The organism is Pirellulales bacterium, from assembly GCA_036267355.1.
Taxonomy (GTDB): Bacteria; Planctomycetota; Planctomycetia; order Pirellulales; family DATAWG01; genus DATAWG01.
In genome coordinates this window covers 26,221-51,308 of the sequence record DATAWG010000082.1, presented here as the reverse complement: position 1 = coordinate 51,308, position 25,088 = coordinate 26,221, and the positions used below count along the sequence as shown (strand labels likewise).

The following is a 25,088-nucleotide window of genomic DNA, read 5'->3' as shown; positions in this document are numbered from 1 at the left end:
CGGGCAGAAGCAGGTGTCAGGATCAGGAAGCCGTTTCGACCCGCCGGCGTCGGCCATTCATCCCGCGCCGCGATCTGATTTCCTAACACCTTTTTGTGCATTCGAATGACCGAATGACTAAGGAATGACGAAGGGTTTGATTGCTCGCCGCGGATTGCTCTCAGTCCCTCGCCCTTCCGCGCCCCCGGCTCCTCTCCCGCAAGGGGAGAGGAGGCCGTGGAGAAGTCATTTTTCGGCCGAGCCATAGGCGATGGTTCGCCATAATGGGAATCGGCTTCGATGGCGGTTGCTCGGTCGGAGGCGCACGCGGAAGCGTGAACTCCAGCGTTGCTTACCGGCTTGCCGTTTGGTTGCCGCCTTGGAAGAGCTTGTTGTGCGGATCGCCATGCGAATACACGTACGCCACCAGGTCCAGAATCTCTTCCTTGGTGAGCTTTTCCAACAGGCCCTTCGGCATGATCGACACGTTCGATTTCTTTCGCCCTTCGATGCTCGACTTCTTGACGATCGTCGGCTCGCACTTGGCCAACGGGTTTTCCATCAGCTTCACCGTGTCGGCCGTTTCCTCGGTGATCAGGCCGGTGACGGTCTTGCCTGTGTCGAGACTCAGGATGTAGGTGTAGAACTTGTCGTTGATGTGTTCTGACGGATCGACGAGCTTGTGCAGCACATCGACTGGTTTCCACTTCGGATCGATCTTCGTCAGATCGGCGCCGACCTGCGTGCCGACATTGTTCAGGCGGTGGCAGGCGATGCAGCTTGCCACGGTAAACATCTGTTTGCCGTCGGCGAAGTTGCGCCCGTGGTCCATATTTTCGGCCAGCGGACGCAAATCGTCGAACTTCCACTCGGTCCGCGGGCGGTTGAATTTCAACAGCGCATCGTTGATCGGCAGCACATGCTTGGCCAGATAGGCCTCGGGCGCGGCCTGATAGTCTTCGAGATTTTCGACGACATACAGCGCGCCGTACATCCGCCGCCAATGGCCGGGGAAGGTGCAGATATAGGGATAAACGCCCGGCTTCGACGGGGCCGTGAAGCTGAGCCGCTCGGTTTCGCGTGGCTGGAGCAAGCGGCCGTGGAAAAGCACCTTGTTGCTGCGGGGCACGAATTGCCGCTTGAAGGCGTCGGGCTGCAAGCCGGTCGTTTCGGCCAGCGTGCCGACTTCCTCCATCGACCCGGGCTCGACGATCACGAAATTGTGCGGCATCAGGTCGTTGTTTTCGAGCACGATCTCGACCGGCTTGCCGGCCTGCACCACGAGCCGCTCCTTGTCGTATTCCATCTTCTCCGGCAGCGTCGCCAATCGCACGACGCGCACTCCGAGCTCGCCAAGTTCTTTGCGAACGTGCTTGGCGTCGTCGGGAGGCAAAAGGGCGGCAAGGTTGTCGCCGAATTGAATCGCATCGAGCACGTCGGGATTATTGCGCTCGGCCACGGGCACCTTGCGAACGTAGGCCAACAGGCTATCGGTCACGGGTTTGGCTTCTTCCTTCGGCCAATAAGCGGCTGGAATGTGGTGCAAGGCTTCGATGGCGGCGGCGCGGAAATTGTCGTCGCCGACGAAGGGAGCGATTGCCTTGAAGGCGGCTGTTTCCTGGCCGCGCACCGACGTGATGGCGACCATTGCCGCGCGGCGCACCGCGTCGTCCGGCGATTCCCCGCCGAGCTCGTATTTGGATACGAGATCGGGAGCGGGCTGCTTGAGTTTTTCGTAAACGACCTTGCGTTGATTGTCGAGCACTCGGAGCGTGAAGCCTTGCAAGCGCTGGCTCAGGCCGTCGCCGCGGTTATAGATCGCGATCGATTCGATCGGCGATTCGCTGCCGAGATCGACTTCCCACCAGGGATTCGACGTGTTTTCCTGGGTATGGCTTTGGCCCTGGTTGCCCCAATCCGGGCTGGTATTGCCGTCGATCGCCCGGCTGGCGGCGCCATCGGCATAGGTGTTCTTTTGGGTGGCCTTGCCCTGGCGAGCGAGGTTATGGCCATCGCTATACACTTCAACTTCGGCAAGCGTCAGCGTACGGCCGCGGCCGGGCAATTCGATGCGCACATAGCGGCCGAAGGTCTGCTTGCTGTGCGACTTGGCGCTGGCCAATTCTTTCGGCACGGCGGCGACAAGCGGCTCGACCTTCGGATACAAACTGGCTCGCTCGCCCGGATCGTGGATCAGCGGCATAGCGGTCGCCAAGTCGCGCAATCCTTGGAGCGATTTCGAGGCGATTGCCCAGGCCCGCTCGGCGCTGCCATCGGCAGCGACCAGTGCGACGAAGCCCAGCTGCCGGGTGACGGGCAATTTGGCGCTTGTGGCCATTTTTTCCAATTGATCGCGGACTCCCGCCAGTTCGCTGGGATCGCGGTTCGTGAGCAAGCGCACCAGGTCGAACACGACCGTATCGTCTTGGCTTCCTTGCAACTCGTCTTGGCCGCGAATGGCGGCGAGCAACACGTCGAGTTCGCTCTTGCCTTCCACTTTACTCAGCGAGGAGAGCGCTTCGTGCCGCAATTCATCGCGGATGCCGCGGCGGAAGAGCAATTCCAAATCGACCGCCTGGCTGCGCTTCATCTTCAACAGATCGTCGGTGCTGACGTTCTTGAAGAAATAGCGGGCCGCGGCCGGGCTGGTCAGCGGCAGGTCGAGGCCTTCGGCGATCGCCTTCTTCACATACGGCTCGAGCGCCTTCATCGTCTCGCCGCGGACGTAGTCGAGGTATTTGTCGGAAGGATACTCGGTCGAAACCAGCGGCACTTCGACCGCCTCCGGCTGCGTGAAGAAGCTCGCGGCCCGAACGGCGTGCAGCCGCACTTGGGGCGACGGATCGGCGGCCAGCTTTTTCAGCAGGGCGAGCGCATCCGGCACCCGATCCCGCCACGCGACGAGCACGCGCACTGCCGCCCGGCGAGCCCGATAATCGGGCGAAGCCAATTCGCGATGGAGCAGGTCGAGATTCACGACGTTCTGATATTGATAGGCCCACAGGGCTTCGAGCATGTTGTGCTCGTATTGCGGATCTTTCGGATCGAGCGATGGCACCCATTTCTGCAAGGCCGCGACGACTTCGTCGCTATTGCGGCCGCCGAGCTCGATTCGGGCGCGATAGCGCACCTGGTCGTCGGGCTGCTTCAATAGATCGAGCAATTTGTCGATCGGCTCGCCGGCGATCTTGGCCGGCTTGAGCAGCGGGCGGTCTTCGGCGACGACCCGGTAGATGCGACCGTGGGTGTGGTCGCGGCTGGGGTCGCGCAGGTTGTGCTGCATGTGGCCGATCAGCGGGTTCTGCCAGTCAATGAAATACAGTGCCCCGTCGGGACCGATCTTGAGATCGACCGGGCGGAAATTTTCGTCGGTCGAGGATAGAATCGGCGAAAGCTCGGTGCCGTGGAAGCTGGAGCCGTCTTCGTCGACCTTGTATCGCAAGATGCCTTGGAAGCCGATCACGTTGCACACCAGCAAGTCGCCCTGCATCGATGCGGGGAACTGCCGGCTCGACAGATAGGCAATGCCGGGGCAGGGCCGGGTGCGCTGCTCATACAGTTTCGGCGGACGGCTATGTTTTTCCGGGAAATCGAGATGGCCGGAAAACAGGGCTCCGTGGTACGGTTCGGCGCCGGTGGCGTCCATCACCACGTCTTCACCCCAGCGGTTCCATGCGTGGCCGTGCGGGTTGGCGAAGCCGTAGGTGACATACGCCTCGAATTTTTGCGTGCGGGGTTCGTAGCGATACACGCCGGCATTCGCATTGCGAAACGACGGGCCGTAGGGTGTTTCCACCTGCGTGTGCATGAACGTGCCTTCCTGGAAATACATCGCGCCGCCCGGATCGAGCGTGAAGCTATTGGCGGTGTGGTGCGTGTCGGCCGAATCGATTCCGTCGAGAACGCGGATCCGGATGTCGGCGTGGTCGCCGCCGGTGCTGTCTTTGAGAAAGAGCAACGACGGTGCATCGGCCACGATCACGCCGCCGTTGTAGAATTCGAAGCCGGTCGGGCAATTCAAATGGTCGGCGAAGACGGTACACTTATCGGCGTGGCCCGTGCCTTTCGTATCTTCCAAGATCAGAATCTTGTCGTTCAACGGGTCTTTCGGCTTCCAGTGCGGATAGCTCGGCCAGACGGTCACCCACAGCCGGCCCTTGGGGTCGAACGACATTTGCACGGCCTTTTCCAAGAGCGGAAATTCCTGCTCCGACGCCCATTCGGTGACCTTCAGCCCCTTGGCCACGGTCATCGTCTTGAGCTCTTGCTCGGGCGTCAGATAGATGTGTTCGCCGTGGGGGCCCTTGCCGGGCTTGTTGGTGATGACCTTGAGAAATGGCGGGGTATTGCTGTCGTCGACCTTGAGATCGCCCCCTTGCGCGACGGCCCAAATCCGCTTGTCGCGATTGGCCGTCATGATGTCGAGCACTTCCATTTCGCGGTCGGCGACGTCGCGATTGGTCTGCCGGTTGACGAAGGCCAGATCGGCCCGCCCGCCGAAGATCGAATAGCCGTCGAGCGTGCGATAGCGATTGAACCAGACCAGATCTTTATCGGCGATCGCTTGGCGCAGCTTTTCCATCGCTTGCGGATCGCGATTCGGCTGCTGGCCGGCTGCCGCCCCGCCGGCGCCCGCCAAGAGCGATTGATCGATCACCTGGGCGACGACTTCATCGCCGTGCGGAGTGAGATGGATGCCATTGATCGTGAGCGGCTTGGGGGCTTGGGCATAAGCCTTCAATGTCGGTTCGTAGAGATCGACCATCGGCACATGGTTGGCCTTGGCCACCTCGGCCATGGCGGTCGTGTATTGTTCCAATCGCCAGTTATTCTCGCTGCCGTCCGGCAGATTTCGATCGTGCAGATTTTCATTTGCAATCGGGGAGAAGAGCACCAATTGGGGGGCGCTCTTGCCGTTGTATTTCTCGCTTTGCGTGTGATGAATGAAGTCGGTCAGATCGTGCTTGAATTTGTCGAGCCCCGCGACGCCGGCGAACGACTCGTTGTAGCCGAAAAACGCGAACACCACGTCGGCCTTGGTGCGGGTCAGGTGGTCGTCGGGGGTGCCGAAGCCGGCCGAGCGTTGGCGGAATGTCAGTTCATCGCCCGAGAAGCCCAGGTCGCGCACCACAAGATTGTCTTTCGGAAAGCGGCTGTAGAGGTACGCTTCCAGCCAGCCGTCGTGCTGCATGCGGTCGGCCAGCGTGTTGCCGATGAGGCAGATGTGGTCGCCCGGGTGAATCTGAAGGCTTGCCGGCTTGGCGTCGGTCGAGTTGTCGGCCGACCAGAGCCACCGATTCGCCGAAAAGACCAGCGCGATGCTGGCGGCCAAGGTAGCGAGCGACAGGAACAACATACGACGGGAGCGCGGCATTTGCTGGCGAACTTGCATGGCGATGTGCCTATTGGTGGAGGGATTTAGGTGGGCGGGGCGGCATACCCTCGCACGATCTGGTGCAGATCGTGCGGGAGGGCGACTCGCAAGCCCCCGACGCTTCAACACCAGCGAAAGATGCTGGCGGAGCCGGAATCGCGAACATGCCGTCCACCTAGTGTAACAGACGAGCGGCGTGGGCGAAAGAAATTTCGACCCGCGCAAATGAAAAATTCCCGCCACCCATGAATCGCAAAATTTCGCGTTTTCCATACCGAGCGGAAACGTTTCGGCAAGGCACTCGCACCGAAAACGCGTTCGCCGCCAGCCCTTTGCGGGGCCAGTTTTCGTTTGTTGCCAGCCGTTTAGCGGCCTAAAATTGATTGTCCGCAAAACCGGCCCACAAGTTTCGGCCACGCAGCCGATTGGCATTTGCATCAAGGAGCGTTGTTATGAATCGCATTCAAATGGGTCATGGCCTGCAGGTGGTTCATTCCTTGCCGGCCATGTCGTTCACGCGACGAACCATGGTTCTAATTGCCGCCAGCGGCGGACTAATCGCCGCGGCGACGTTGCTTTCCGCATCCCATGCAGTGGCGCAAACCGGCGCGTTGGAAGGCGGGGCTGGCACCGCTGCCGCCGGCAATTCCAGCGGGGTCGCGCCCCAAACCGGCCAACCAGCTCTCGGTTCGACGCCAGCCCAGGGGCCCGCGCTTGGCGGTGCGACCGTTGCACCGGCTATTGCCACCCCGCAATCGGCTGGTCCCGGCCTCGGCCAACCTGTCAATCAAGGTGGCGGCACGACCACCTTGTTGAACGATCCGAACCGTGCCGTTTCGCTTCCGCCGATTCCGGCTCCGAACGCCGGAACTGCGGCTCCATCCGGCCCAGACCCGGCCGCCAAGCCGCCGACGACCGCCCCGGCTCCGCTCACGGGACCGATTGGCCCTCTCGGTCCGGTGGATGCCGGCGGCTCGGAATCGCTTCCCGCCGCTCCTCCGACGGCTTCGGTCCAAACCGCACCCCAGGCCAGCCTGAATGCCGTCGGAATTCCGCCCCACAATTTTGGGCACCTCGGGATTACGGTCGTGCCGATCGGCAATAGCGACGGGCTGAAGGTTGTCGGGATCGAGCCGACAAGCCCTGCATTTCCGGCCGGGCTGCTCATTGGCGACGAAATCACCTCGATCAACGGCAAGCGAATCACGAACTTCGAAGGGCTCGTCGCAGGGCTCCGCACCGCTGCCCAAACCGATGGCAACATCAGCTTGCTGGTCCGCCGGCGCGGCACGCTCGACACGATCAACGTCAACGTCGGCGGCAAGAAGGCGATCACGGATCGGCCACGACTCGGCGTTGTGCTCGACGACAGCAATGGGCAGCTTCGCGTTAGCGGCGTCGAACCCAACAGCCCTGCTGCGCGAGCCGGCCTGCGCATTGGCGACGAGATCGTCACGGTCAACGATTATCCGGTGTCGACCTACGATTTGTTTGTGGGGCAAATTCAAGCGATGGGTCGGGCGGGGGGCCAAGTGTCGATCGGCGTTCGCCGCAACGGCCAAACGCTGACACTCCAAACCATGATCGGCAGCGAAAAGGCCCCGCCGTTGCCCAAGAGCGAGCTTCCCCAAACCGATCCGAACAACACCCTAGAATCGGGGCCCAAGTAAACACGCCCGACCTTTTGCTGTGCGGCGTCGAGCGCTCCTGGGCTCGGCCGAAAAAGAACTTCCGCTTTTCGAACCCCTCACCCCCCTTTCCACAAGGGGAGCGGGGGGGGAAGTTATTTTTCGGCCGAGCCCTGGGAGCCTGCAAACGGGGCCTTGCCGTCCAAACACGGAAGGGGCGGCGCACCGGCTATGTGGTGCTGCTCGCAAGCCCGGCCAAGGCGCTTGACGCACAAACTCGTCATCGGCAAGAATCGAGTTGGCGAGTTGGCCACGTCGCTTCAAATCAACGGCCCCTCCGCTTATCCTCGCCCCTCGCCCCTCGCCCCTCGCCCCTCGCCGCTCTTCATGCCCGTCGGTCTTTTCATCCCCTGCTATATCGATCAGCTCTATCCGCAGGTCGGGATGGCGACCGTCGAACTGCTCGAACGGTTTGGAGCACAGGTCGAGTTTCCCGTCGAGCAGACGTGCTGCGGACAGCCGATGGCCAATGTCGGCTGCACGGGCGATGCGCTGCCGCTGGCCCGGCGGTTTCTCGAAATCTTTCGCGGCTATGACTACGTGGTCGCTCCGTCGGGAAGCTGCGTAGCGATGGTGCGAAAGCATTACGACGAGCTTTTGCATGGCGAGCCCGGTTTCGAGGAACTGAAAGGCAAGACGTTCGAGCTTTGCGAATTTCTCACCGACGTGCTCAAGGTGGATCGGCTCGATGTGCGGTTTTCGCATCGCGTCGGATTGCATCAGAGTTGCCACGGACTGCGCGAATTGCGACTGGCCAGCGACACGGAGTTGATCGGCCCGAGCTTCGGCAAAGCCCTGCAATTGCTCAAGCTGGTCGAAGGGATCGAGTTTTCGCAACTCGATCGGCCGGACGAATGTTGCGGCTTCGGCGGCACGTTTGCCGTCAGCGAAGAAGCCGTTTCGTGTATGATGGGGAAAGACCGCATCGCCGATCATCTGCGGGCCGGCACGGAAGTGCTGACGGCCAACGATATGTCGTGCCTGATGCACTTGGAAGGGCTGATCCGCCGCGACCGCACGCCGATCCGCGTGATGCACATCGCTGAAATTCTCGCCGGCCGCCAATGAGGGTCTGGCTCATTTTTCGGCGAGGTGCGGGTTTGAACCACGATTGGCGTAGGTCGAAAAATGTGCCCGACCCCCTTCTGCCGGCCAGACCGGGGTCTGGCTCATTTTTCGGCAAGGTACGGGTTTGAACCACGATTGGCGTAGGTCGAAAAATGTGCCTGACCCCCTTGTGCTACCGAGACATCAATGACCCACGCCACGCTGGCCGCTGAATTCGTCGCCGACGGGCCGCGTGCCCATTGGCACGACCAAACGCTTTGGTTCGTGCGCGCCAAGCGCGATAAGGCGGCACATCAGGTTCCCGAGTGGGAGCAATTGCGCGAAGCGGCCTCGCAGATCAAAGCCGCCACGATGGCCAATCTGGCCGACTATCTCGAGCAATTCGAAGCCAATGCCACGCGGCTGGGTGCCCATGTTCACTGGGCCGCCAACGCCGCGGAGCACAACCAGATCGTGCTCGAAATTCTCGAGCGGCATGGTGTGCGCCGGCTCGTCAAAAGCAAATCGATGCTCACCGAGGAATGCCATCTCAATCCGTTTCTCGAGCGGCACGGCATCGAAGTGGTCGATAGTGATCTGGGAGAGCGGATCGTGCAGCTCTCGGGCGAACCGCCCAGTCACATTGTCATGCCGGCCATCCATTACAAGAAAGAAGACATCGGCACCCTGTTTCACGAACACCTGGGCACCGAGGCCGGGGCGAGCGATCCAAACTACCTGGCCGAAGCCGCCCGGCAACACCTGCGAGACAAATTCCTCACGGCCGACGCTGGCCTGACGGGCGTCAATTTCGCCGTGGCCGAGACCGGCGGGTTCGTCGTCTGCACCAATGAAGGCAACGCCGATCTGGGCGTGTCGCTGCCGAAGCTGCACATTGCCTGCATGGGAATCGAAAAACTGATTCCGCGAGCCAAAGACCTCGGTGTCTTCCTGCGGCTCTTGGCCCGCAGCGCCACCGGTCAGCCGATCACGACGTATTCGTCGCATTTCCACGGCCCGCTGCCCGGCGGCGAATTGCATATCGTGCTGGTGGACAACGGTCGGAGCGAGATCTTGGGGAGCGATGAATTTCGCCGCTCGCTCAATTGCATTCGCTGCGGGGCGTGCATGAACACCTGCCCGGTGTATCGCCGCAGCGGCGGGCACAGTTACGAAACGACGGTGCCGGGACCGATCGGGTCGATTCTGGCGCCGGCCCGCGACATGAAAAAATTCGCTTCGCTGCCGCACGCGTGCAGTTTGTGCGGGTCGTGCACGGATGTTTGCCCGGTGAAAATCGATATCCATCATCAGTTGCTCACGTGGCGGCGCGAAATTGCCCTTCACGGTAATCTGCCGCTACGAAAACGGCTGTCGATGAAAGCGGCAAGCTTCGTGCTGCGGCATCCGTGGCTTTACAAGATCGCCGGAAAAACGGCGCGCACGATCGTGCCTTGGCTGCCGAGGTTTATGATCTACAATCGCTTCAACGGCTGGGGCCGGCAGCGCGAGCTGCCCCCGATGCCGCCGCGCAGCTTCCGCGAACTTTATCGCCAGCGGCAAAATGGCAAGTGAGCCGCAAGACAAGGCCGCGCCGCGGGCGTGCCCTCCTCGCTTACGCTTCGGGCTAGTACTATCGAGAAGTTAGTGGTTTTCATACTGGCCCGAAGCGTTAGCGAAGGACGACCATGACCAGCAGAGAAAAAATCCTCGGCCAGGTGCGTGCGAAACGGCCCGCGCCGGCCGAACTGCCCGCGCTCGATAACGCCTGGCTCTCGTTCGCCGATCGCTACCAGCAATTCGCCGCCACGATCGAATCGGTCGGCGGCCGCTGCGTCGCGGTCGAAAGTCTCGACCAACTCAACCGCGCGCTCGATGAGATCTCCGCCTACACGTCGGCGAAGCAAATCGTGTCGCTGGTTGCCGGCGCGGGACGAGCGAATTTCGATCCAAATTCGGTCGACGACCCGCACGCTTTGGCATCGATCGATTTCGCGATCTTGCCGGGCCAATTCGGCGTGGCCGAAAATGGCGCGATCTGGGTCACCGACGCAGATCTCCGTCATCGGGCGATCTATTTCATCGTCCAGCATTTGGCTCTCGTGATCCCGGCCGAGCAGATCCTCGACAACATGCACCAAGCCTACGAGCGCCTGAGCTTCCCGCAGCCCAGCTACGGCGCTTTCATCTCCGGCCCCTCGAAAACCGCCGACATCGAACAGTCCCTGGTCATCGGCGCCCACGGCCCAAGATCGCTGACGGTTTTCTGCGTCTGCTGTGCGCCCGGAGGGTGAAACCACGAAACACACGAAAGCGACGAAAGACACAGGCCGATCATCTTGCCGATTTTTTTCCTATTTCGTTTCTTTCGTAGTTCTATTTATCTTCGTAGCGTTTCGCAGCCGGAGTGTGAAGCAGGCCCCTACTGTATCGCTGGGCGTGTAGGAAAGTTCGCCGCCCATGTCGCGGGCCAATCGGCGGCAGAGGGCCAGGCCGAGGCCGACGCCGGGGGCCGAATGGGCCGCTTCTTGGGCCGATTTGCGGAACGGCTGAAACAGCACCCGACGCTGCTCGGCGGCGATGCCTGGGCCATGATCGCGCACCCGCAATTCGATCCGGCCGGCCGCTTGGCGGGCGTCGATGTGCAGCGTGCGATCCGTCGCCGATGCGGCATATTTGCACGCGTTGTCGACCAGGTTGAACAGAATCTGCTCGACGGCCGCGGGATCGGCGAGAACACGTATTTCGCGAACCGGCGGGCCCGCGTCGATGGCGATTTCCAAATTCGCTTGCCGCGCCCGATCCGTCAATCGAGCTCCTGCGTGTTCGAAAAGCTGCGACACGGCGATCGGGGCCGTTCGCCCGCCGCGCCGCCCGCGCTCCAGCCGGGCATAGAGCAAAACATTTTCCACCAGATGCGTTAGCCGGTCGGCTTCGACGCGCAGCGTTTCCAAATAGGTGCGCCGGCTGGTTTCGTCGGGCACCATGTTGTCGGCGAGCATTTCGGCATACATGCGAAACGTGGTCAGCGGAGTGCGCAGTTCGTGAGTCACCGCGGAGACAAACGCTCCCCGTCGCTCGCTGAGCGACAACACGCCTTGCAGCAATGCCGCGACCGCCAGGGCCGCCAGCAGCAGAGCGCCCCACGCGCCGACAAGCGACATCCGCACCGGCGAAATTCCCTCCGCCGCCGCGCCGGCAAGCGGGCCCGCCTCGAGCCGCACCGGCAGCGAGGCCAACTCATGTGCCGGCTCGTCGGAACTATTGGCCGACACGGGCGACAGCCGCGCCTTGGGCAACAGGTCTTGGACGGTGCTCAACAGTTGATGTTGGATCGTCGGCCAATCGAGCAGGCAGCCCTGGATAAATTCCTGCCCATTCATCCGCACCCGGCGGACGAGAATCAATTGATCGGCGATCCAGAGCGGCTTCATGACGCTGGCCCGAACATCGCCGGACGCCGGCAGATCGGACGCGGCGCCGGATTCCTGCTGGCCGCCGCTGGAGAAACCGGAATTCAGCGCGCCGCCGCCGTTGACGATCGCGACACCGTTATAGGAATTGGCGAATGTTTGAAAATTCTGCGAGAGATATTGCGAGCGGGCCTGGAATTCGTTGGCTCCGTTTTGGGCGACGCTCTGGTTCGGTGGGCCGTTGGCTTGCTGGGCCTGCGGCGCCGCGGCGGATTGCTGCGGCGAAGTTTGCTGTAGCACCGCTTGTTGCGGCGGCGCCTGCTGCTGCGACGTTTCTTGAGGCAGCGCTTGCTGCGCCGGAGATTGTTGCGGTGACGGCTGTTGTTCGGTCGCGAGTTGGTTCGGCTGGCCGGACGGGGTCGGTGCGGAGTTTGCGGTCGCGACATTCAGCCCCGTTGCCGAGGCATCGAGCGATGGCAACGACGCCCAGAGTTCGGCCGGCCGGATTAAGGATCGCACTCGATCCAAAAACTTTGCCGCCTGCCCGGCGGCCGTGGCGCTCAAATATTTCGGAATCGCGCGCGATCGCATCGCGGGGGGCGGAACGCGCGGCGAGGAAAAATGGTCGTGCGGCCCGATCTCGAAATGCAGCAGCACGTCCGGCGGGCATTCGACCAAGAGCGGCGATGGAACACGCACGTCGGCCGACGACTTGCCCTTCGACGCTGAAACCGGCCGGGCGATCGAATAGAACGATTCGTAGGTGAAATAAGGCCTGGCGCTTTCTTGAGCCACGAGCGGCGCCATCGCCGAATCCATTCGCCAGAGGGCCAATTGAGCGTTCGCCTCGATCCCGGCTTGCCGCCGCGCGGCGGACTGGGCGTCGTCGGCCTCGAGCGCCCGCACGCTCATCCAACCCACCGCCGCGACCACGATCGCCAGGCAGGTGCCGAAGGCCAACCAGATTTGCCAGGGTCGAAACATGATTCCTGTCAGGCCGGTAGTCTAACCTAGGACGTGATTCCTGTCGGGCTGGAAAGCCCGACCTACGGAGTGCCGATCATATATCCTTTGCCGCGCACGGTCAGCACGATCGCCGGCTGCGCCGGGTCGTCGCGCAGTTTTTCGCGCAATCGCGTTACGTGCATGTCGATCGTCCGTGTCGGCAAGCCGTGCGGACTGATCTGCCAAACTCGAAGCAAAAGCTCGTCGCGCGAAATGGCCCGACCGCGGTTGGCGGCCAGATAGCGGAGCAACTCGACTTCTTTCTCGGAGAGTTCGAATCGCATGCCATCCTGAAAGCGGACCTCCGACCGCGCCAGATCGGCCACGCCTTGCGGCAATTCGATCAGGTTCACCTGCTGCGGCCGCTCCGGCGATCGGCGCAGCACGGCTTCGACCCGCGCCAAGAGTTCTTTGACGCTGAACGGCTTGACAACATAATCGTCGGCCCCCAGCCGCAGACCTGCAACTCGGTCGCACTCGTCGCCGCGAGCGGTCAGCAGAATCACGGGCTGGGTGGGCCGTTGCGTCCGCACTGCCTTCAAAATTTCCAGACCATCGCAGCCGGGAAGAACGAGATCCAACAGCAGCAGATCGTAATTGCGCTCGGTGGCCATGCGCAACCCTTCGTCGCCGCGGCCCGCCTCAAGCGGCGCATAGCCGGCAAACCGCAGCGAATCGACGATTCCGCGGCGAATCGCCGGATCGTCTTCGATCGTGAGGACGTGCAGCAACGGCAAGGGCGAGGGTGAGGATGAGGGTGAGGGGGACGGGGACAGGACGCTTGGCAAGCAATTGCAGCATAGCTTCAGCGGTTGCGCGGGACGAGGTGTTTCCCTTATTTCGATTTCGAGACGCCGTTGTTTTCCAGGGCCGTATAGGTGTCGGCGGGCATCAGGCCCAGCCAGGGATCGGAACTCGGGGTAAGAAACAGCTCGGCATAAACGCGCTCGTTGAATCTATCGAGATTCGCTGCCGGAGCGGCGGCCAGCCATTTATGAATTTGGCGATGCAGCAAGTATTCGTTGCGCACGGTGTCGAGTGCAATCGAACGCTGAAACGCGTTCACCATTCGCAGCAATGGGTTTTCCACGATGAATTTGGAAATTGCCACCGGCGCCGCGGCCGCGGCGGTCGGATGTTGGCTGGCGAGCAACGCAATGCTGCCTGCATCGAGCGCGCTGTCGTGGATATGGAGTGCCGCGATACGGTTCCAAACCTGTTCGGTCGTTGCCGCTTCCAGAGTTTGCGGGGTTACCGCGACGACGATCGGTCCTTTGGTGATGCATTTGCTCGGTGCAACCGTACCGGTTTTCGCTGCCGATGGAGCAGCATAAGAGGCTTGCGTACTGCTCGTTTGATTTGCTGGCTGATCGGTGTTGGCGGCAGCCACTTGCATGCCGAGCTTGGCAAGATCCGCTTGCCATTCGGTTTGAATCGCAGCGGCCCGACCGGCGTGGAAGGCGGCGAGCAATTGATCGCGTTCGGCAGGGGCTAAATTGGCCGATCGCCGGGCGATCTTTTCGGCCCGATCAAGCTCGCGCAAGAAGGCCGCCGGACCGTAGAGGCCCGGCAGTGCGTCGATCACCCGGCCGTCGCTATCGAGCACATAGTGGATGCTGTTGCCGGTCAGGGTCCGTTCGAGCTTTCGGCCATCGCCGAAATCGATGGTCACTTTCGGCACCGGCCGAACCGATTTCCAGTGCAGGATGAATCGGTCGCGCAATTCCTTGCCGACCGCATCGTTGGCATACAGCGTGGTGCGGAAGAAACGGCTGTTCGCGCAGCTATATTCGTCGGTGAGCTTGCCGAGCAAGCGCAGCGAAAGAATCGGTTTGTGTTCGCGCTGGGCGGCAGCTTTCGCCTCTTCGAAATCGGTGTACCAGAATAATCGCGATGCATGGCAATCCCGCTGCCCACTGACTTGATCGAGGGCGGTTTGAAGTCGTTGCCAATTGGGATCGGCGACTTCGCCGGACCCGGTTGCCACCAATGCAGCCGGCCGCCCCTGATGGCGAGCAACCAGTTCAGCATGTACCGAAAGCAAAGCCCGTAGTCCTTCGGGGCCGTGCGACCGTAGCTGAACGATTGCCGTTTTGGCCGTTGCGGCGTTTTCGGAGATTGCCAGGCCAGCCAGATCGCACAGATTGTCGATCGCCCCGCCACGACTGACGGGCTGACGCACCAATCCGACAATCGCGAAAGCTATCAGTAACATCGTCGGGGTCAAGATTCGTCGCATGATTCACTCCTCTGCCGTTGGGATGGTTGGTAGCGATCAAGTGGGCCGCTCGAATTCTACCGACAAATTGCTCATGCAAGCGTAAAGCGTTTGTAACGAGCCACGCCGCTGATTGACGCGGCAGGCCGACCCCCTTAGACTTTCGGCTAAACGATTTTCCTCACAAATCTTGAGCGAGCCGACCATGTCTGTCTCCTCCGAAGTCTCGATCGAACAGTTGACGATCAACACGATTCGCACGCTGTCGATGGATGCCGTGCAGGCCGCCAAGAGCGGACATCCGGGCACGCCGATGGCGTTGGCCCCGGTGGCGTATACGCTGTGGCGGAATCTGATGCGGTTCGATCCCGATGCGCCGCTCTGGCCGGCCCGCGACCGCTTCGTTCTTTCCTGCGGTCATGCGTCGATGCTGCTCTATTCGGTGCTGCATCTGGCCGGAGTGAAGCAATATACGCACGACGCCAAGCCGACCGGCGAACTGGCTTGCTCGCTCGATCAAATCAAGCGTTTTCGGCAATTGCACAGCCGCTGCCCGGGCCATCCGGAATCGTTCGAGACCACGGGCGTCGAGACCACGACCGGCCCGCTCGGCCAAGGCTGCGGCAACAGCGTCGGCATGGCGATCGCCCAGCGGTGGCTGGCGGCCCACTTCGATCGGCCAGGCTTCAAGCTATTCGACTACAACGTCTACACCATGTGCAGCGACGGCGACATGATGGAAGGCGTTTCCAACGAAGCCGCCTCGCTGGCCGGTCACTTGAAGCTTTCCAATCTCTGTTGGATTTACGACGACAATCACATCACGATCGAGGGCAACACGCAGCTCGCGTTCGACGAGGACGTTGGGCATCGGTTCGAGGGGCTGGGCTGGCATGTGCTGCATGTGGCCGACGCGAACGATCTCGACGCGCTTGCCGCCGCGTTCCAGTCGTTCGAGAAAACCGACGATCGGCCGACGATGATCATCGTCCGCAGCCATATCGGCTACGGTTCGCCCAACAAGCAAGACACCGCCAAAGCACACGGCGAAGCGCTCGGCGAAGAGGAAGTGCGGCTGACAAAGAAGGTCTACGGTTGGCCGGAAGACGCCCATTTTCTCGTGCCCGAGGAAGCCCGCGAGCATTTTCAAGCGGGCGTGGCCGTGCGCGGCAAGAAATTGCACGCCGAATGGGAAGCCAGTTGGAAAAGGTATGCGACGCAATATCCCGACTTGGCCAAGGAATGGGAATTGATGAACGTCCGCGATCTGCCGGCCGGATGGGATGCCGACCTGAAGCCGCAGCCGGCCGATGCCAAGGGCGTGGCGAGCCGCATTTCGTCGGGCAAGGCCGAAGGGGCCGTGGCGAAGCATGTGCCTTGGTTGATCGGCGGGGCGGCCGATCTCGCGCCCTCGACGATGACGCTGCTCACCGGCGAAGGATACACCGACTTCGAAACCGGCAACTACAGCGGCCGGAATTTCCACTTCGGCATCCGCGAACACGCGATGGTTGCCGCGGCCAATGGCATGGCATTCGCCAAAGTGCGGCCATTCGTGGCCACGTTTTTCGTGTTCTTCGACTATTGCAAGCCGTCGCTCCGCTTGGCTGCGATTGGCAAGCTGCCGGTGATCTTTATCTTCACCCACGATTCGATCGGCCTCGGCGAAGATGGGCCGACCCATCAACCGATCGAGCATTTGGCGGCGATGCGGGCGATTCCGAACATCCTTGTGTTTCGCCCGGCAGACGCCAACGAGGTGGTCGAGACATGGCGCGTGGTGATGCCGCTTAAGGATCGGCCGGCGGCTCTCGTGCTGACGCGGCAAAATCTTCCGACCGTCGATCGGTCCAAATTCGGCGCCGCCAGCGGAGTGGCGAAGGGAGCCTACGTGCTGGCCGATCCGCCGCACGGAAAGCCGGCCGTGATCCTCATGGCGACCGGCAGCGAAGTCGGGCCATGCGTCGAAGCTTACGAACAACTCACCAAGGAGGGCATTGCCGCGCGTGTCGTCAGCATGCCGTGCTGGGAATTGTTCGAAGCGCAGGACGAGGCCTATCGCAACAGCGTGCTGCCACCGGCGATTACGGCGCGAGTCGGCGTCGAGGCGGCGGCCCAATTCGGTTGGGACCGCTATCTGGGACCATCGGGCCGATTCGTCGGCATGAAGACATTCGGCGCTTCCGCGCCAGGGCCGGCACTGATGAAGTTTTTTGGTTTGACGACGGAGAATATTGTTGCGACGGCAAAGGCGGCGCTGAGCGGCGGGAAGAAATAGAGGGAGGTAAGCCGCAAGCAATATCGCCGGCACCTGCGGGAGCCGTCGCCACCTTGCAAGGGCAGACGGCATACGGAGTATGCCTGCTACGTTGGGCAGACGGCATACGAAGTATGCCTGCTACGTTGGCTCGCCGGTTTAGAAATTCTCGTTGAACCAGCCGGCGAGCACGGGCCGGGCGTCGTGTGTTGGCGGGGCAGACGGCATACGGAGTATGCCTGCTACGTTGGCTCGCCGGTTTAGAAATTCTCGTTGAACCAGCCGGCGAGGTCGTCGTGTTCTTTCGCCCGTTCTTCGGCAATTTTCCGTTGCGCCGCGGCCAAGGCGATCTCGTAGATATTCTTCGGGGCCGACGGCATTCCGCCTGGCATGGCCGGGCCAACTACACCATTTGGCATTCCCACAAAGGCCGATGGGTTCACGCTCGGCGGCTCCGGCTGGGGTTGTGTTTCGGCCGCGGCAGAAAAATATTTGCTGATCCGATTCTTGAGCATTGCCGCACCGCCCTGACGACGCCAAAGGAAGAACCGAGTAGCGAATTTGCTAGCATCACCAATCCGATGTTGGTACTTACTTTCATCGAGAAGCTAGTAGAAGAACTTGGCCCGAATAGGCCGGCAAACGCATGGCAAAGCGGTGATTTTCGGCGAGTTCTCCCGAAAAACGTCAAACTCGATGCAGCTTGACGGGACGGTGGCTCGGGGCTCGTGGCTCGGGGGAAACAGGGTCGCGATGCATGCATCGTTCCGAGTCGCTAGTCACGAACCACGAGCCACGAACCAGACCCCGCCCCGTTTCCTCTTGCATCGTTTTTCGCCGCAGACATATATTGACCCGGTATTGGCGGCTTGTCTCCCGTAAAAAGCCGCATGGATTCGGTTCGGAATCGGAGTCTGACGTGCGGCCGGCCGAAATTCGGCAGCCGCGCAAGAACCATGGAACGGGTTTTTCTCCGGCGCACGGTCCTTTTTTCTCGCTCGAAGAGTTTGAGCGATACCGGCAACGCGTCTGGCATGCCCGTCGTTTGAAAGGAGTGTTGGACAATGGCTAGCACAATTGCTGCGGAACGTTCGATTGCCAGCGGCCCGTGGATTGCTCCCGCGGCCCCTTGGCAGTCGGCTTACGGCCCGAGTGCGGCGCCGGCAGCCGCTGGTTTCTCCGTGATGCCGCGCTGCAAGCTGGAATTCGAGAAGTGCAACGGCGGATTCAAGATCCATTGCGCCTGCGAAGACGAAGTGGCCTGCGCCCAGTTGCAGACCCTCTGCAACATGCTCTGCGACGGCACCTGCTCGTGCTGCGCTTGCTGCAATGGCATCCAAATCTGCCAGTGCAATCTGACCTTGGGCTTCTGCCACTGCGAAAACACCAAGGACGGCGTTTGCATCACTTGCACCAGCGCCGACAAGAAGTGCTGCGAGATGATCCAAGCCTGCTGCGATTGCATCGCCGCTTGCTGCTGCCAACCCGGCTGCTGCTGCTACATCTCGTTCAAGAACACCCCGGTCTGCTGCGGCACCTGCTAAGCGCCGGCCGAATTATTTTGCGACCCCCCGACAGCCTTGGAGCCGCCGCGCTCCAGGCTGTCTTTTTTTGTCGACCGTCGACGGAATCCGATTCGCCTCGCGCCGCCGTAGATTTTAGGCGGAGGTTATTCATTGTGCCACGAGTTTGAGACACGCCGCGAAATCGTAGCCCGAAGCGTTAGCGAGGGTAGGTCGCAGTGGCTCCCTCGCTTACGCTCGCAGCGGCTCCCTCGCTTACGCTCGCAGCGGCTCCCTCGCTTACGCTCGCAGCGGCTCCCTCGCTTACGCTCGCAACGGCTCCCTCGCTTACGCCCTCGCTTACGCTCGCAACGGCTCCCTCGCTTACGCTTCGGGCTAGTGTGGCACTATGAATTATCCGGGCTAGTCTTCTTTGGGCCCGGGCTGTGGGGGGGTATCTTCCGCGAGCGCCTTGCGGGTCAGGCTACGGTCGAAATAGTTGACCGACATGCCCGCGTCGACGACGATTCGCTGGGCGTTGATTCCGCTGGAGCGCGGGCTGAGGAGAAATGCCGCCACATTGGCCACTTCTTCCGTCTCGACGGCCCGGCGGCGAAGCGTCGCTTGCTCGGCATAAAGATACGCGTCGACATAACCCGGAATGCCGGCCGACGCCGATGTTTTCAACAGTCCCGGAGCGACGGCATTGAAGCGGATCCGCGAGAACTGGCTGAACGATTTGGCGAGGAACACGAGCGCCGAATCGAGGGCCGCTTTCACCGGCGCCATGTAGCCGTAGTTTTCGCTGGCCATGCGAGTGGTGGAAATCGAAATCGTGACCACCGATCCGTCGGGATCGATCCGCTCGCGCAAGGCCTCGGAAAGCGCGATCAGCGAATAACAAGAAATATCCATCGATCGCAAGAACGCGCTCTTGGGCGTTTCGTGAAATGGCTTCACGCCTGCCGAATAGTCGGCAAAAGCGATCGAATGCACCAAGCCGGCCAAGCGCACGCCGGCGGTCGAAAGTTCATCTGCCAGCCGGGCGATTTGCTCTGGGAATTCCACGTCGCAAACGTGCACCGGCCAATCGCCGACAAACCGCCGCACGCTCTGGAGCCGCTCGGCCGACCGCACGACAAACAGCGGCCGCGCCCCCACCTCCGCGAGCACTCGCCCGATATGCCAGGCCACGCTCTTGCGATTGGCCAACCCGCAAACCAACACCGTTTTTCCAGCGAGCTGCAGGAAGTCGTCCAAGGGTAATCCTCTTCGCGGTTGTATCCCGCCGCCCTGCGGACGGAACTGCGATGGCGTGCAGCCTTTTCCATAGCCCCGGCATTCACGCCGGCGAAACCGCAGTTATAACGAAACGAATTCTCGCCCGCTTCAACGGCTTACCGACTTTTCCGAATCTCTGGTGTTTCGCGTGCTGCGCAGCGCGCGGCTCTCAGCCGTAAACGACGTTGTCATTTGGGGTTTTCCATCTTCGCCGCCGTGCAGGCGAAATCGAACCGGGCGGCAACTTTAGCTTCGCACGTTATTTTCGCCTTCAAGAAAAATGCGTCGGCCAGCCGCTCGGTGAGTTCAACTTCGATGTCGATCGTTTCGCCCGGCCGCACGATGCGCTTGAACCGCACGTCGTTTATCCGCGTGGCGACCGGAAAGCGGCCATCGCCGGCCATGTGGCTCGAAAGCAGCACCGCGCCGGCTTGCATCGCGGCCTCGCAAAGCAACACGCCTGGCACCAGCGGAAAGCCTGGATAATGGCCCGCGAAAAAAAACTCATCGCCGCTGAATCGCTTGCGGCACACAATCCGGAGATCGGAGCGTTCGACGATTTCGTCGATCAGCAAGAACGGTTCGCGATGCGGGATCGCGGCCTGAATTTCGGCGAGTGTCATGGGCGTTCGCAATGGGTGGTGTTTGTGGTGCGCGTTTTAGCCAAAACTTCGGGGTCGTGTCCCGCCTCCGGCGGTCATCAAACACTTTATCAACGGCGGCGGCGAACGCGACACTAGCCCGAAGCGTTAGCGAGGGAGACCCGCGAGTTGGCCCGACCTTCACCGCGCCGGAGCCGCGGCCGGAGCGATCGACGACTTCGTCAGCGGTGTCGGGCTGGCTAGGAGCGGTGAACTAACGTTTGTGGTGCGCGTCCTCGCTGACGCTTCGGGCTAGTGTCCCGCGTCCGGTGGTCATCAAACACTTTGTCAACGGCGGCGGCGAACGCGACACTAGCCCGAAGCGTTAGCGAGGAAGATCCGCGAGTTGGCCCGACCTTCACCGCGCCGGAGCGATCGACGACTTCATCAGCGATGTCTGGCTGGCTGGGAGCGGTGAACTAACGTTTGTGGTGCGCGTCCTCGCTAACGCTTCGGGCTAGTGTCCCGCGTCTGGCTGGCTAGGAGCGATGAACTAACGTTTGTGGTGCGCGTCCTCGCTGACGCTTCGGGCTAGTGTCCCGCGTCCGGTGGTCATCAAACACTTTATCAACGGCGGCGGCGAACGCGACACTAGCCCGAAGCGTTAGCGAGGGAGACCCGCGAGTTGGCCCGACCTTCACCGCGCCGGAGCCGCCGCAGAAACGATCGACGACTTCATCAGCGATGTCCGGCTGGCTGGGAGCGATGAACTAACGTTTGTGGTGCGCGTCCTCGCTAACGCTTCGGGCTAGTGTCCCGCCTCCGGCGGGCATCAAACACTTTCTCAACGGCGGCGGCGAACGCGACACTAGCCCGAAGCGTTAGCGAGGGAGACCCGCGAGTTGGCCCGACCTTCACCGCGCCGGAGCGATCGACGACTTCGTCAGCGGTGTCGGGCTGGCTATGAGCCGTGAACTAACGTTTGTGGTGCGCGTCCTCGCTAACGCTTCGGGCTAGTGTCCCGCGGCCGGCGGGCATCAAACACTTTCTCAACGGCGGCGGCGAACACGACACTAGCCCGAAGCGTTAGCGAGGGAGACCCGCGAGTTGGCCCGACCTTCACCGCGCCAGAGCCGCCGCAGAAACGATCGACGACTTCATCAGCAGCGAATCGACGTCGTTGGCGACGATCACGCCGTAGTTCATCGCTCCCAGCCAGCCCGACATGATAATGCCGACGCTGCCGGCGTGAAACAGGCCGGCAATCTGCTGCGGAATCGCCCGGCTCACGGCGAGGCCTTCGAATTTCGTGCCGAAACTGGCGCCCTGCATGTGCCGCGTGTAATGCTGGAAAGTGACCGGCGTGGCCGCTTCGGCATGGTCGATTTTCTGCCGCACGTCGGGAATGTATTTTTCCAGAGCCGCCAGGGTTGTTTCCACCAGGTCGGCCTTGCTCGCTTCGTATTCTTCTTTCGAAAGCCGGGCCCAATCGTCGAAATTGGCGTTCGTGCTCGAAACGATTAATGTTCGATCGGAGCCGGGGCGCGTGCGTGGATAGTAAATCGAAAACGTGCGGCTGGTGATGTCTCGGCTGAGCAACAGTTCGGTGCGGAAGAGCGGAGCGGTGGAGCTGAACAGCAAATCGCCGGTGCTCTCAGACACCTCGACGGCCGGTTTCATGGCGATATAGACTTGGCAACTCGAATTATTGAGCCGCACTGCCCGCGCCTGATCGACAAATTGGCGATCGAAATGCTCCTCGCCGACGAGTTGGAAGATGGTCGACTTCAGGTTGGCGTTGGACACGATGGCGCGCGTCTTGATGTTTCGACCGCCCACCGTGACGCCTTCGACGCGTCCGCCGCGAACATGGATCTTTTCGACATCGGTGCGAATCCGCACATCGACGCCGCTTTTCACAAGCTCTTCGTGCATCCAATGAATCAGCCGGTCGGTGCCGCCTTGGAAGGTGTAAACCCCTTTCGACATGAAATTGGAAAACACGATGCCGTAGGAAATGGCCGGGTCTTCGAGCGTCGAGCCATTGGCATACGTGATCGGCTCCATCAATAGGCGGATCACATCTTCACGCCCCGGAAAAAACCGCTCGAAAAGCTGGCCGACGGTATCGCCCTGGTCGTCGTAGAAATTCATTCCGCGAACGGTGTCGAAAAACGCCTGCACCGTTGCCGGCGGGATGGCAAATCGCTCGACCAGCAATCGCGTGAAATCTGCTCGATCGAACGTGGTCGTGAGCGCGAACATCGGATTGTCGAAGCGGATGTTCTTCAGTTGCACGATCGAATCGGCAATCTCGCTCGACCAATAGCGGCGGCAACTTTTCACCATGCCGATCGGGAAGCCATGCAGCGAGATGTCGAAAATATGCCCGCGAGGCCGGCGAAACCAAGTGGCCATGCCGCCGAGCTTGTAGTGCTGCTCCAACAGCAGTACGCTCCGGCCGGCGCGGGCCAGCGTGTTGGCCGCCGTCAATCCGGCCAGCCCGCTGCCGATGACGATGCAATCGTATTCCTCGCGAGCGTTTTGGAGAAAATCGCGTGGCATCAGGGAAATACCGGTATTACCGGTGGGCTGGCAGTCTGGTGACTGAAGTTGCAACGAGCAATGGTGCCGTTGACTTGCCACGGTTGGTGGAGTGGGCCGCCGTGCGCGGCTCGGGCATTAGACACGCGTTCACGCAGTACGCGCTAGACGCGGTTGTCGAACGTGATGTGAAAGGGAAATTGTGATCAGCATCCTCGCGATTATACCAAACACCGTATCGATCAGCTCAATTCCGACGTGCGCCGGATGCCCCTCAGCAACGGCCTTGCCGATCGGAGTGTTCGGCAAGAGTCATGTTTTCGCAGCCTGGCCGCTGAGCAGACGGTTGGCCATTAGGATGCCGCTGGTCATCGCTCCTATGATACCGACCAGGCCCTGGTCTGTCCCGCAGAGAAAGACGTTTTTCAGCGCGGTCGTGCCGTCGAATCGCTTGTGCGGAGCGCCGTAGACGGCACCGTTGTCGTGGCTCGTGAAGCGGCGAATCGTTTTGGGCGTGAAGATGTCGACCGCCACCACGTGCGAACGGAAATCGGAGATAAACCGCACCGCCGACGCGGCCAGACGTTCGTACCAATGCTGCTTCGCCGCGGTGTATTCGGCTTCGGGCAACTCGTTCCAATGGTCGAAGTTGGCCAGGGCCGTGAGCCGAATTGAGCCTTCCTCCGGAGCCGAAGCCGGATCGGCATATGCGAAATTGTTCGGCGAGCAAACCACGCCGCTGCGCACATCGAGCGGTTCCTCGGGCCGCTGCCAATGAAACTTCGGGCTATCGTTGAAAAACACGATCGTGTGCCGGTGGCCGATGTCGGCCGGCTTGACGTCGAGCGTCGAGACCGATTCGACGAAGGAAAGCTGTCCGCTGGGCGGCCTTGCTTCGTCGCCTGGCTCGCCGGGCGATTGGCCTGCTACGGCGGCGATCGGTTCGCCGGGTAAGAGATCGCCGGCGAGATCGTCGCACATCCGCACGGTTTCGCACCAGCCGGCCGACGACAGGATTTGCCGCGCCGACAGTTCATCCGCATCGTCGAGCACAACGCGGACCTCGTCCGTTTCCGGGGCCAGCCGTTGGACTCCGGAACGCAGCCGCAATTCGCCCCCCAAATCCTTGAACCGCCGCACCAGCTTTTTCAAGATCGCGCGGATGCCGGCCGGGGGCCGGGCGAGGCCCTCCAAGAAAATGCTGCGAAACAAAATGCTGAATTGGCCGAAATCAATATCGTGCGGATTCGAGCCGCCGTAGAACAGGATCGGGCAAAACAGCATCTCGAGCAGCATCGGATCGCTGATCCGCCCCCCCACCACTTCGCGGGCCGACTCGCGGGCCGCGGGCGTGTCGATGGCGTCGTAGTCCAACAGCTCGCCGCTCAACTTACGGAAACCGTCGATCTGGCTGGGGAACCGTTCGGCGACTTGGTTTTCGAGCAGCGCCGGATCGTTCGAGAATTCGAGCGCGGTGCCGGGGAAAACAATCTTCGAGCCGATCTGCTCGGCCAGCGAAAAGTCGTCCCAACTAAGCCGCAACTGCCGCAGCAATCGCGGCAACGGACCGCTTCGAGCCCCCTTCGGGCGAAAATTCGTCACCGCGTGGAGACCGACATCGTAATTGCGGCCATCCAGCCGATAGTAGGAATTCAGACCGCCAATGGCATAGTGGCGCTCGAGAATGAGTACCCGGCGACCGAAATGGGCCAAGCGCACTCCTGCCGCCAAACCGGAAAGCCCCGCGCCGATGATGATCGCGTCGTACATAGGGTGCCAATGTCTAATAGCTAATGACGAATGTCGAAAGAATGACGAAGCACGAATGACGAAGGAAACGCCAGTTTGCCGATTTCGTCATCCGTCATTCGAAATTATTTAGACATTCGACATTCGTCATTATCCCTTTGCTTCGACGTCTTTCATTCGCGGTTGGAGGTAGTCGACCGTTCCGCCGAGCGTGGCCATGTGGATGTAGTCGTCCTCGGGAATTTGAATTCGATAGCGCTTGCGAAGCTCCATGACGATGTCGAGAAAGTCCATGCTATCCAGTTCGATTTGTTCGCGCAGCGGCACATCGTCTTTCAGGTTCGAAAGATCTTCATCGGGAAGGATATCCGAAAGAATATCGATGATTGCCGCGCGAATTTCCCCCGAAGTCATGCCACGGTCCTTTTGCGACGATGGAAGCCGACCGAC

General features: G+C 61.2%; 16 protein-coding genes. 6 read left to right on the top strand and 10 right to left on the bottom strand.

Annotated features, from left to right (window positions below; all coding sequences use genetic code 11):
* Positions 1-331: 331 nt before the first annotated feature.
* Positions 332-5,371, bottom strand: a complete 5,040-nt coding sequence (locus tag VHX65_13045; protein ID HEX3999471.1) for a PVC-type heme-binding CxxCH protein — start codon at positions 5,369-5,371, stop codon at positions 332-334.
* Positions 5,372-5,805: 434 nt separating this feature from the next.
* On the opposite strand from VHX65_13045, the gene VHX65_13040 reads away from it, so the two are divergent.
* The 4 genes from VHX65_13040 (at position 5,806) to VHX65_13025 (ending at position 10,382) form a co-directional block, all read left to right on the top strand.
* Positions 5,806-7,023, top strand: a complete 1,218-nt coding sequence (locus VHX65_13040) for a PDZ domain-containing protein (protein ID HEX3999470.1) — start codon at positions 5,806-5,808, stop codon at positions 7,021-7,023.
* A 222-nt stretch (positions 7,024-7,245) separates the two neighbouring features.
* The gene (locus VHX65_13035) at positions 7,246-8,109 is read left to right on the top strand and encodes a (Fe-S)-binding protein (GenBank protein ID HEX3999469.1); all 864 of its coding nucleotides are present in this window, start codon (positions 7,246-7,248) and stop codon (positions 8,107-8,109) included.
* A gap of 186 nt (positions 8,110-8,295) precedes the next feature.
* Positions 8,296-9,663 (top strand): lactate utilization protein B, encoded by a 1,368-nt coding sequence (locus VHX65_13030; protein HEX3999468.1) that lies wholly within the window; start codon positions 8,296-8,298, stop codon positions 9,661-9,663.
* 113 nt (positions 9,664-9,776) lie between these two features.
* Positions 9,777-10,382 (top strand): LUD domain-containing protein, encoded by a 606-nt coding sequence (locus VHX65_13025; protein ID HEX3999467.1) that lies wholly within the window; start codon positions 9,777-9,779, stop codon positions 10,380-10,382.
* A 60-nt stretch (positions 10,383-10,442) separates the two neighbouring features.
* Here VHX65_13025 and VHX65_13020 read toward each other — a convergent pair whose 3' ends face one another.
* The 3 genes from VHX65_13020 to VHX65_13010 form a co-directional block, all read right to left on the bottom strand.
* On the bottom strand, positions 10,443-12,485 hold the full coding sequence (locus tag VHX65_13020) for an ATP-binding protein (protein HEX3999466.1): 2,043 nt from the start codon (positions 12,483-12,485) through the stop codon (positions 10,443-10,445).
* A 62-nt stretch (positions 12,486-12,547) separates the two neighbouring features.
* Positions 12,548-13,237 carry a response regulator transcription factor gene (locus tag VHX65_13015; GenBank protein ID HEX3999465.1) on the bottom strand — a complete coding sequence of 230 codons (690 nt, stop codon included), beginning with the start codon at positions 13,235-13,237 and terminating at the stop codon, positions 12,548-12,550.
* Between the two features lie 104 nt (positions 13,238-13,341).
* Positions 13,342-14,745: a hypothetical protein gene (locus tag VHX65_13010; protein HEX3999464.1), complete on the bottom strand. Its 1,404-nt coding sequence runs from the start codon at positions 14,743-14,745 to the stop codon at positions 13,342-13,344.
* A gap of 184 nt (positions 14,746-14,929) precedes the next feature.
* On the opposite strand from VHX65_13010, the gene tkt reads away from it, so the two are divergent.
* Entirely contained in the window at positions 14,930-17,002 is a 2,073-nt protein-coding gene (tkt, locus tag VHX65_13005) for a transketolase (GenBank protein ID HEX3999463.1), read from the top strand.
* Positions 17,003-17,241: 239 nt separating this feature from the next.
* Here tkt and VHX65_13000 read toward each other — a convergent pair whose 3' ends face one another.
* On the bottom strand, positions 17,242-17,496 hold the full coding sequence (locus VHX65_13000; protein HEX3999462.1) for a hypothetical protein: 255 nt from the start codon (positions 17,494-17,496) through the stop codon (positions 17,242-17,244).
* A gap of 549 nt (positions 17,497-18,045) precedes the next feature.
* On the opposite strand from VHX65_13000, the gene VHX65_12995 reads away from it, so the two are divergent.
* Positions 18,046-18,525 carry a hypothetical protein gene (locus tag VHX65_12995; protein HEX3999461.1) on the top strand — a complete coding sequence of 160 codons (480 nt, stop codon included), beginning with the start codon at positions 18,046-18,048 and terminating at the stop codon, positions 18,523-18,525.
* Between the two features lie 381 nt (positions 18,526-18,906).
* Here the strand turns inward: VHX65_12995 and VHX65_12990 are convergent, their stop codons facing one another.
* From VHX65_12990 to VHX65_12970, 5 genes are all read right to left on the bottom strand, one after another.
* On the bottom strand, positions 18,907-19,743 hold the full coding sequence (locus VHX65_12990) for an SDR family oxidoreductase (GenBank protein HEX3999460.1): 837 nt from the start codon (positions 19,741-19,743) through the stop codon (positions 18,907-18,909).
* A gap of 209 nt (positions 19,744-19,952) precedes the next feature.
* Positions 19,953-20,387, bottom strand: coding sequence for a 3-hydroxyacyl-ACP dehydratase FabZ family protein (locus VHX65_12985; GenBank protein ID HEX3999459.1), 435 nt, complete (start codon positions 20,385-20,387; stop codon positions 19,953-19,955).
* Positions 20,388-21,464: 1,077 nt separating this feature from the next.
* The gene (locus tag VHX65_12980) at positions 21,465-22,910 is read right to left on the bottom strand and encodes an FAD-dependent oxidoreductase (protein ID HEX3999458.1); all 1,446 of its coding nucleotides are present in this window, start codon (positions 22,908-22,910) and stop codon (positions 21,465-21,467) included.
* Positions 22,911-23,201: 291 nt separating this feature from the next.
* Positions 23,202-24,659, bottom strand: coding sequence for an NAD(P)/FAD-dependent oxidoreductase (locus tag VHX65_12975; GenBank protein HEX3999457.1), 1,458 nt, complete (start codon positions 24,657-24,659; stop codon positions 23,202-23,204).
* 129 nt (positions 24,660-24,788) lie between these two features.
* Entirely contained in the window at positions 24,789-25,052 is a 264-nt protein-coding gene (locus VHX65_12970; protein ID HEX3999456.1) for an acyl carrier protein, read from the bottom strand.
* Between the last annotated feature and the right edge of the window lie 36 nt (positions 25,053-25,088).

Excerpts from the sequence above, each read along its gene's own strand:
- VHX65_13045 (HEX3999471.1), bottom strand. The coding sequence starts at position 5,371 with ATGCAAGTTCGCCAGCAAATGCCGCGCTCCCGTCGTATGTTGTTCCTG.
- VHX65_13040 (HEX3999470.1), top strand. The coding sequence starts at position 5,806 with ATGAATCGCATTCAAATGGGTCATGGCCTGCAGGTGGTTCATTCCTTG.
- VHX65_13030 (HEX3999468.1), top strand. The coding sequence starts at position 8,296 with ATGACCCACGCCACGCTGGCCGCTGAATTCGTCGCCGACGGGCCGCGT.
- VHX65_13025 (HEX3999467.1), top strand. The coding sequence starts at position 9,777 with ATGACCAGCAGAGAAAAAATCCTCGGCCAGGTGCGTGCGAAACGGCCC.
- VHX65_13020 (HEX3999466.1), bottom strand. The coding sequence starts at position 12,485 with ATGTTTCGACCCTGGCAAATCTGGTTGGCCTTCGGCACCTGCCTGGCG.
- VHX65_13010 (HEX3999464.1), bottom strand. The coding sequence starts at position 14,745 with ATGCGACGAATCTTGACCCCGACGATGTTACTGATAGCTTTCGCGATT.
- tkt (HEX3999463.1), top strand. The coding sequence starts at position 14,930 with ATGTCTGTCTCCTCCGAAGTCTCGATCGAACAGTTGACGATCAACACG.
- VHX65_13000 (HEX3999462.1), bottom strand. The coding sequence starts at position 17,496 with ATGCTCAAGAATCGGATCAGCAAATATTTTTCTGCCGCGGCCGAAACA.
- VHX65_12995 (HEX3999461.1), top strand. The coding sequence starts at position 18,046 with ATGGCTAGCACAATTGCTGCGGAACGTTCGATTGCCAGCGGCCCGTGG.
- VHX65_12985 (HEX3999459.1), bottom strand. The coding sequence starts at position 20,387 with ATGACACTCGCCGAAATTCAGGCCGCGATCCCGCATCGCGAACCGTTC.
- VHX65_12980 (HEX3999458.1), bottom strand. The coding sequence starts at position 22,910 with ATGCCACGCGATTTTCTCCAAAACGCTCGCGAGGAATACGATTGCATC.
- VHX65_12975 (HEX3999457.1), bottom strand. The coding sequence starts at position 24,659 with ATGTACGACGCGATCATCATCGGCGCGGGGCTTTCCGGTTTGGCGGCA.
- VHX65_12970 (HEX3999456.1), bottom strand. The coding sequence starts at position 25,052 with ATGACTTCGGGGGAAATTCGCGCGGCAATCATCGATATTCTTTCGGAT.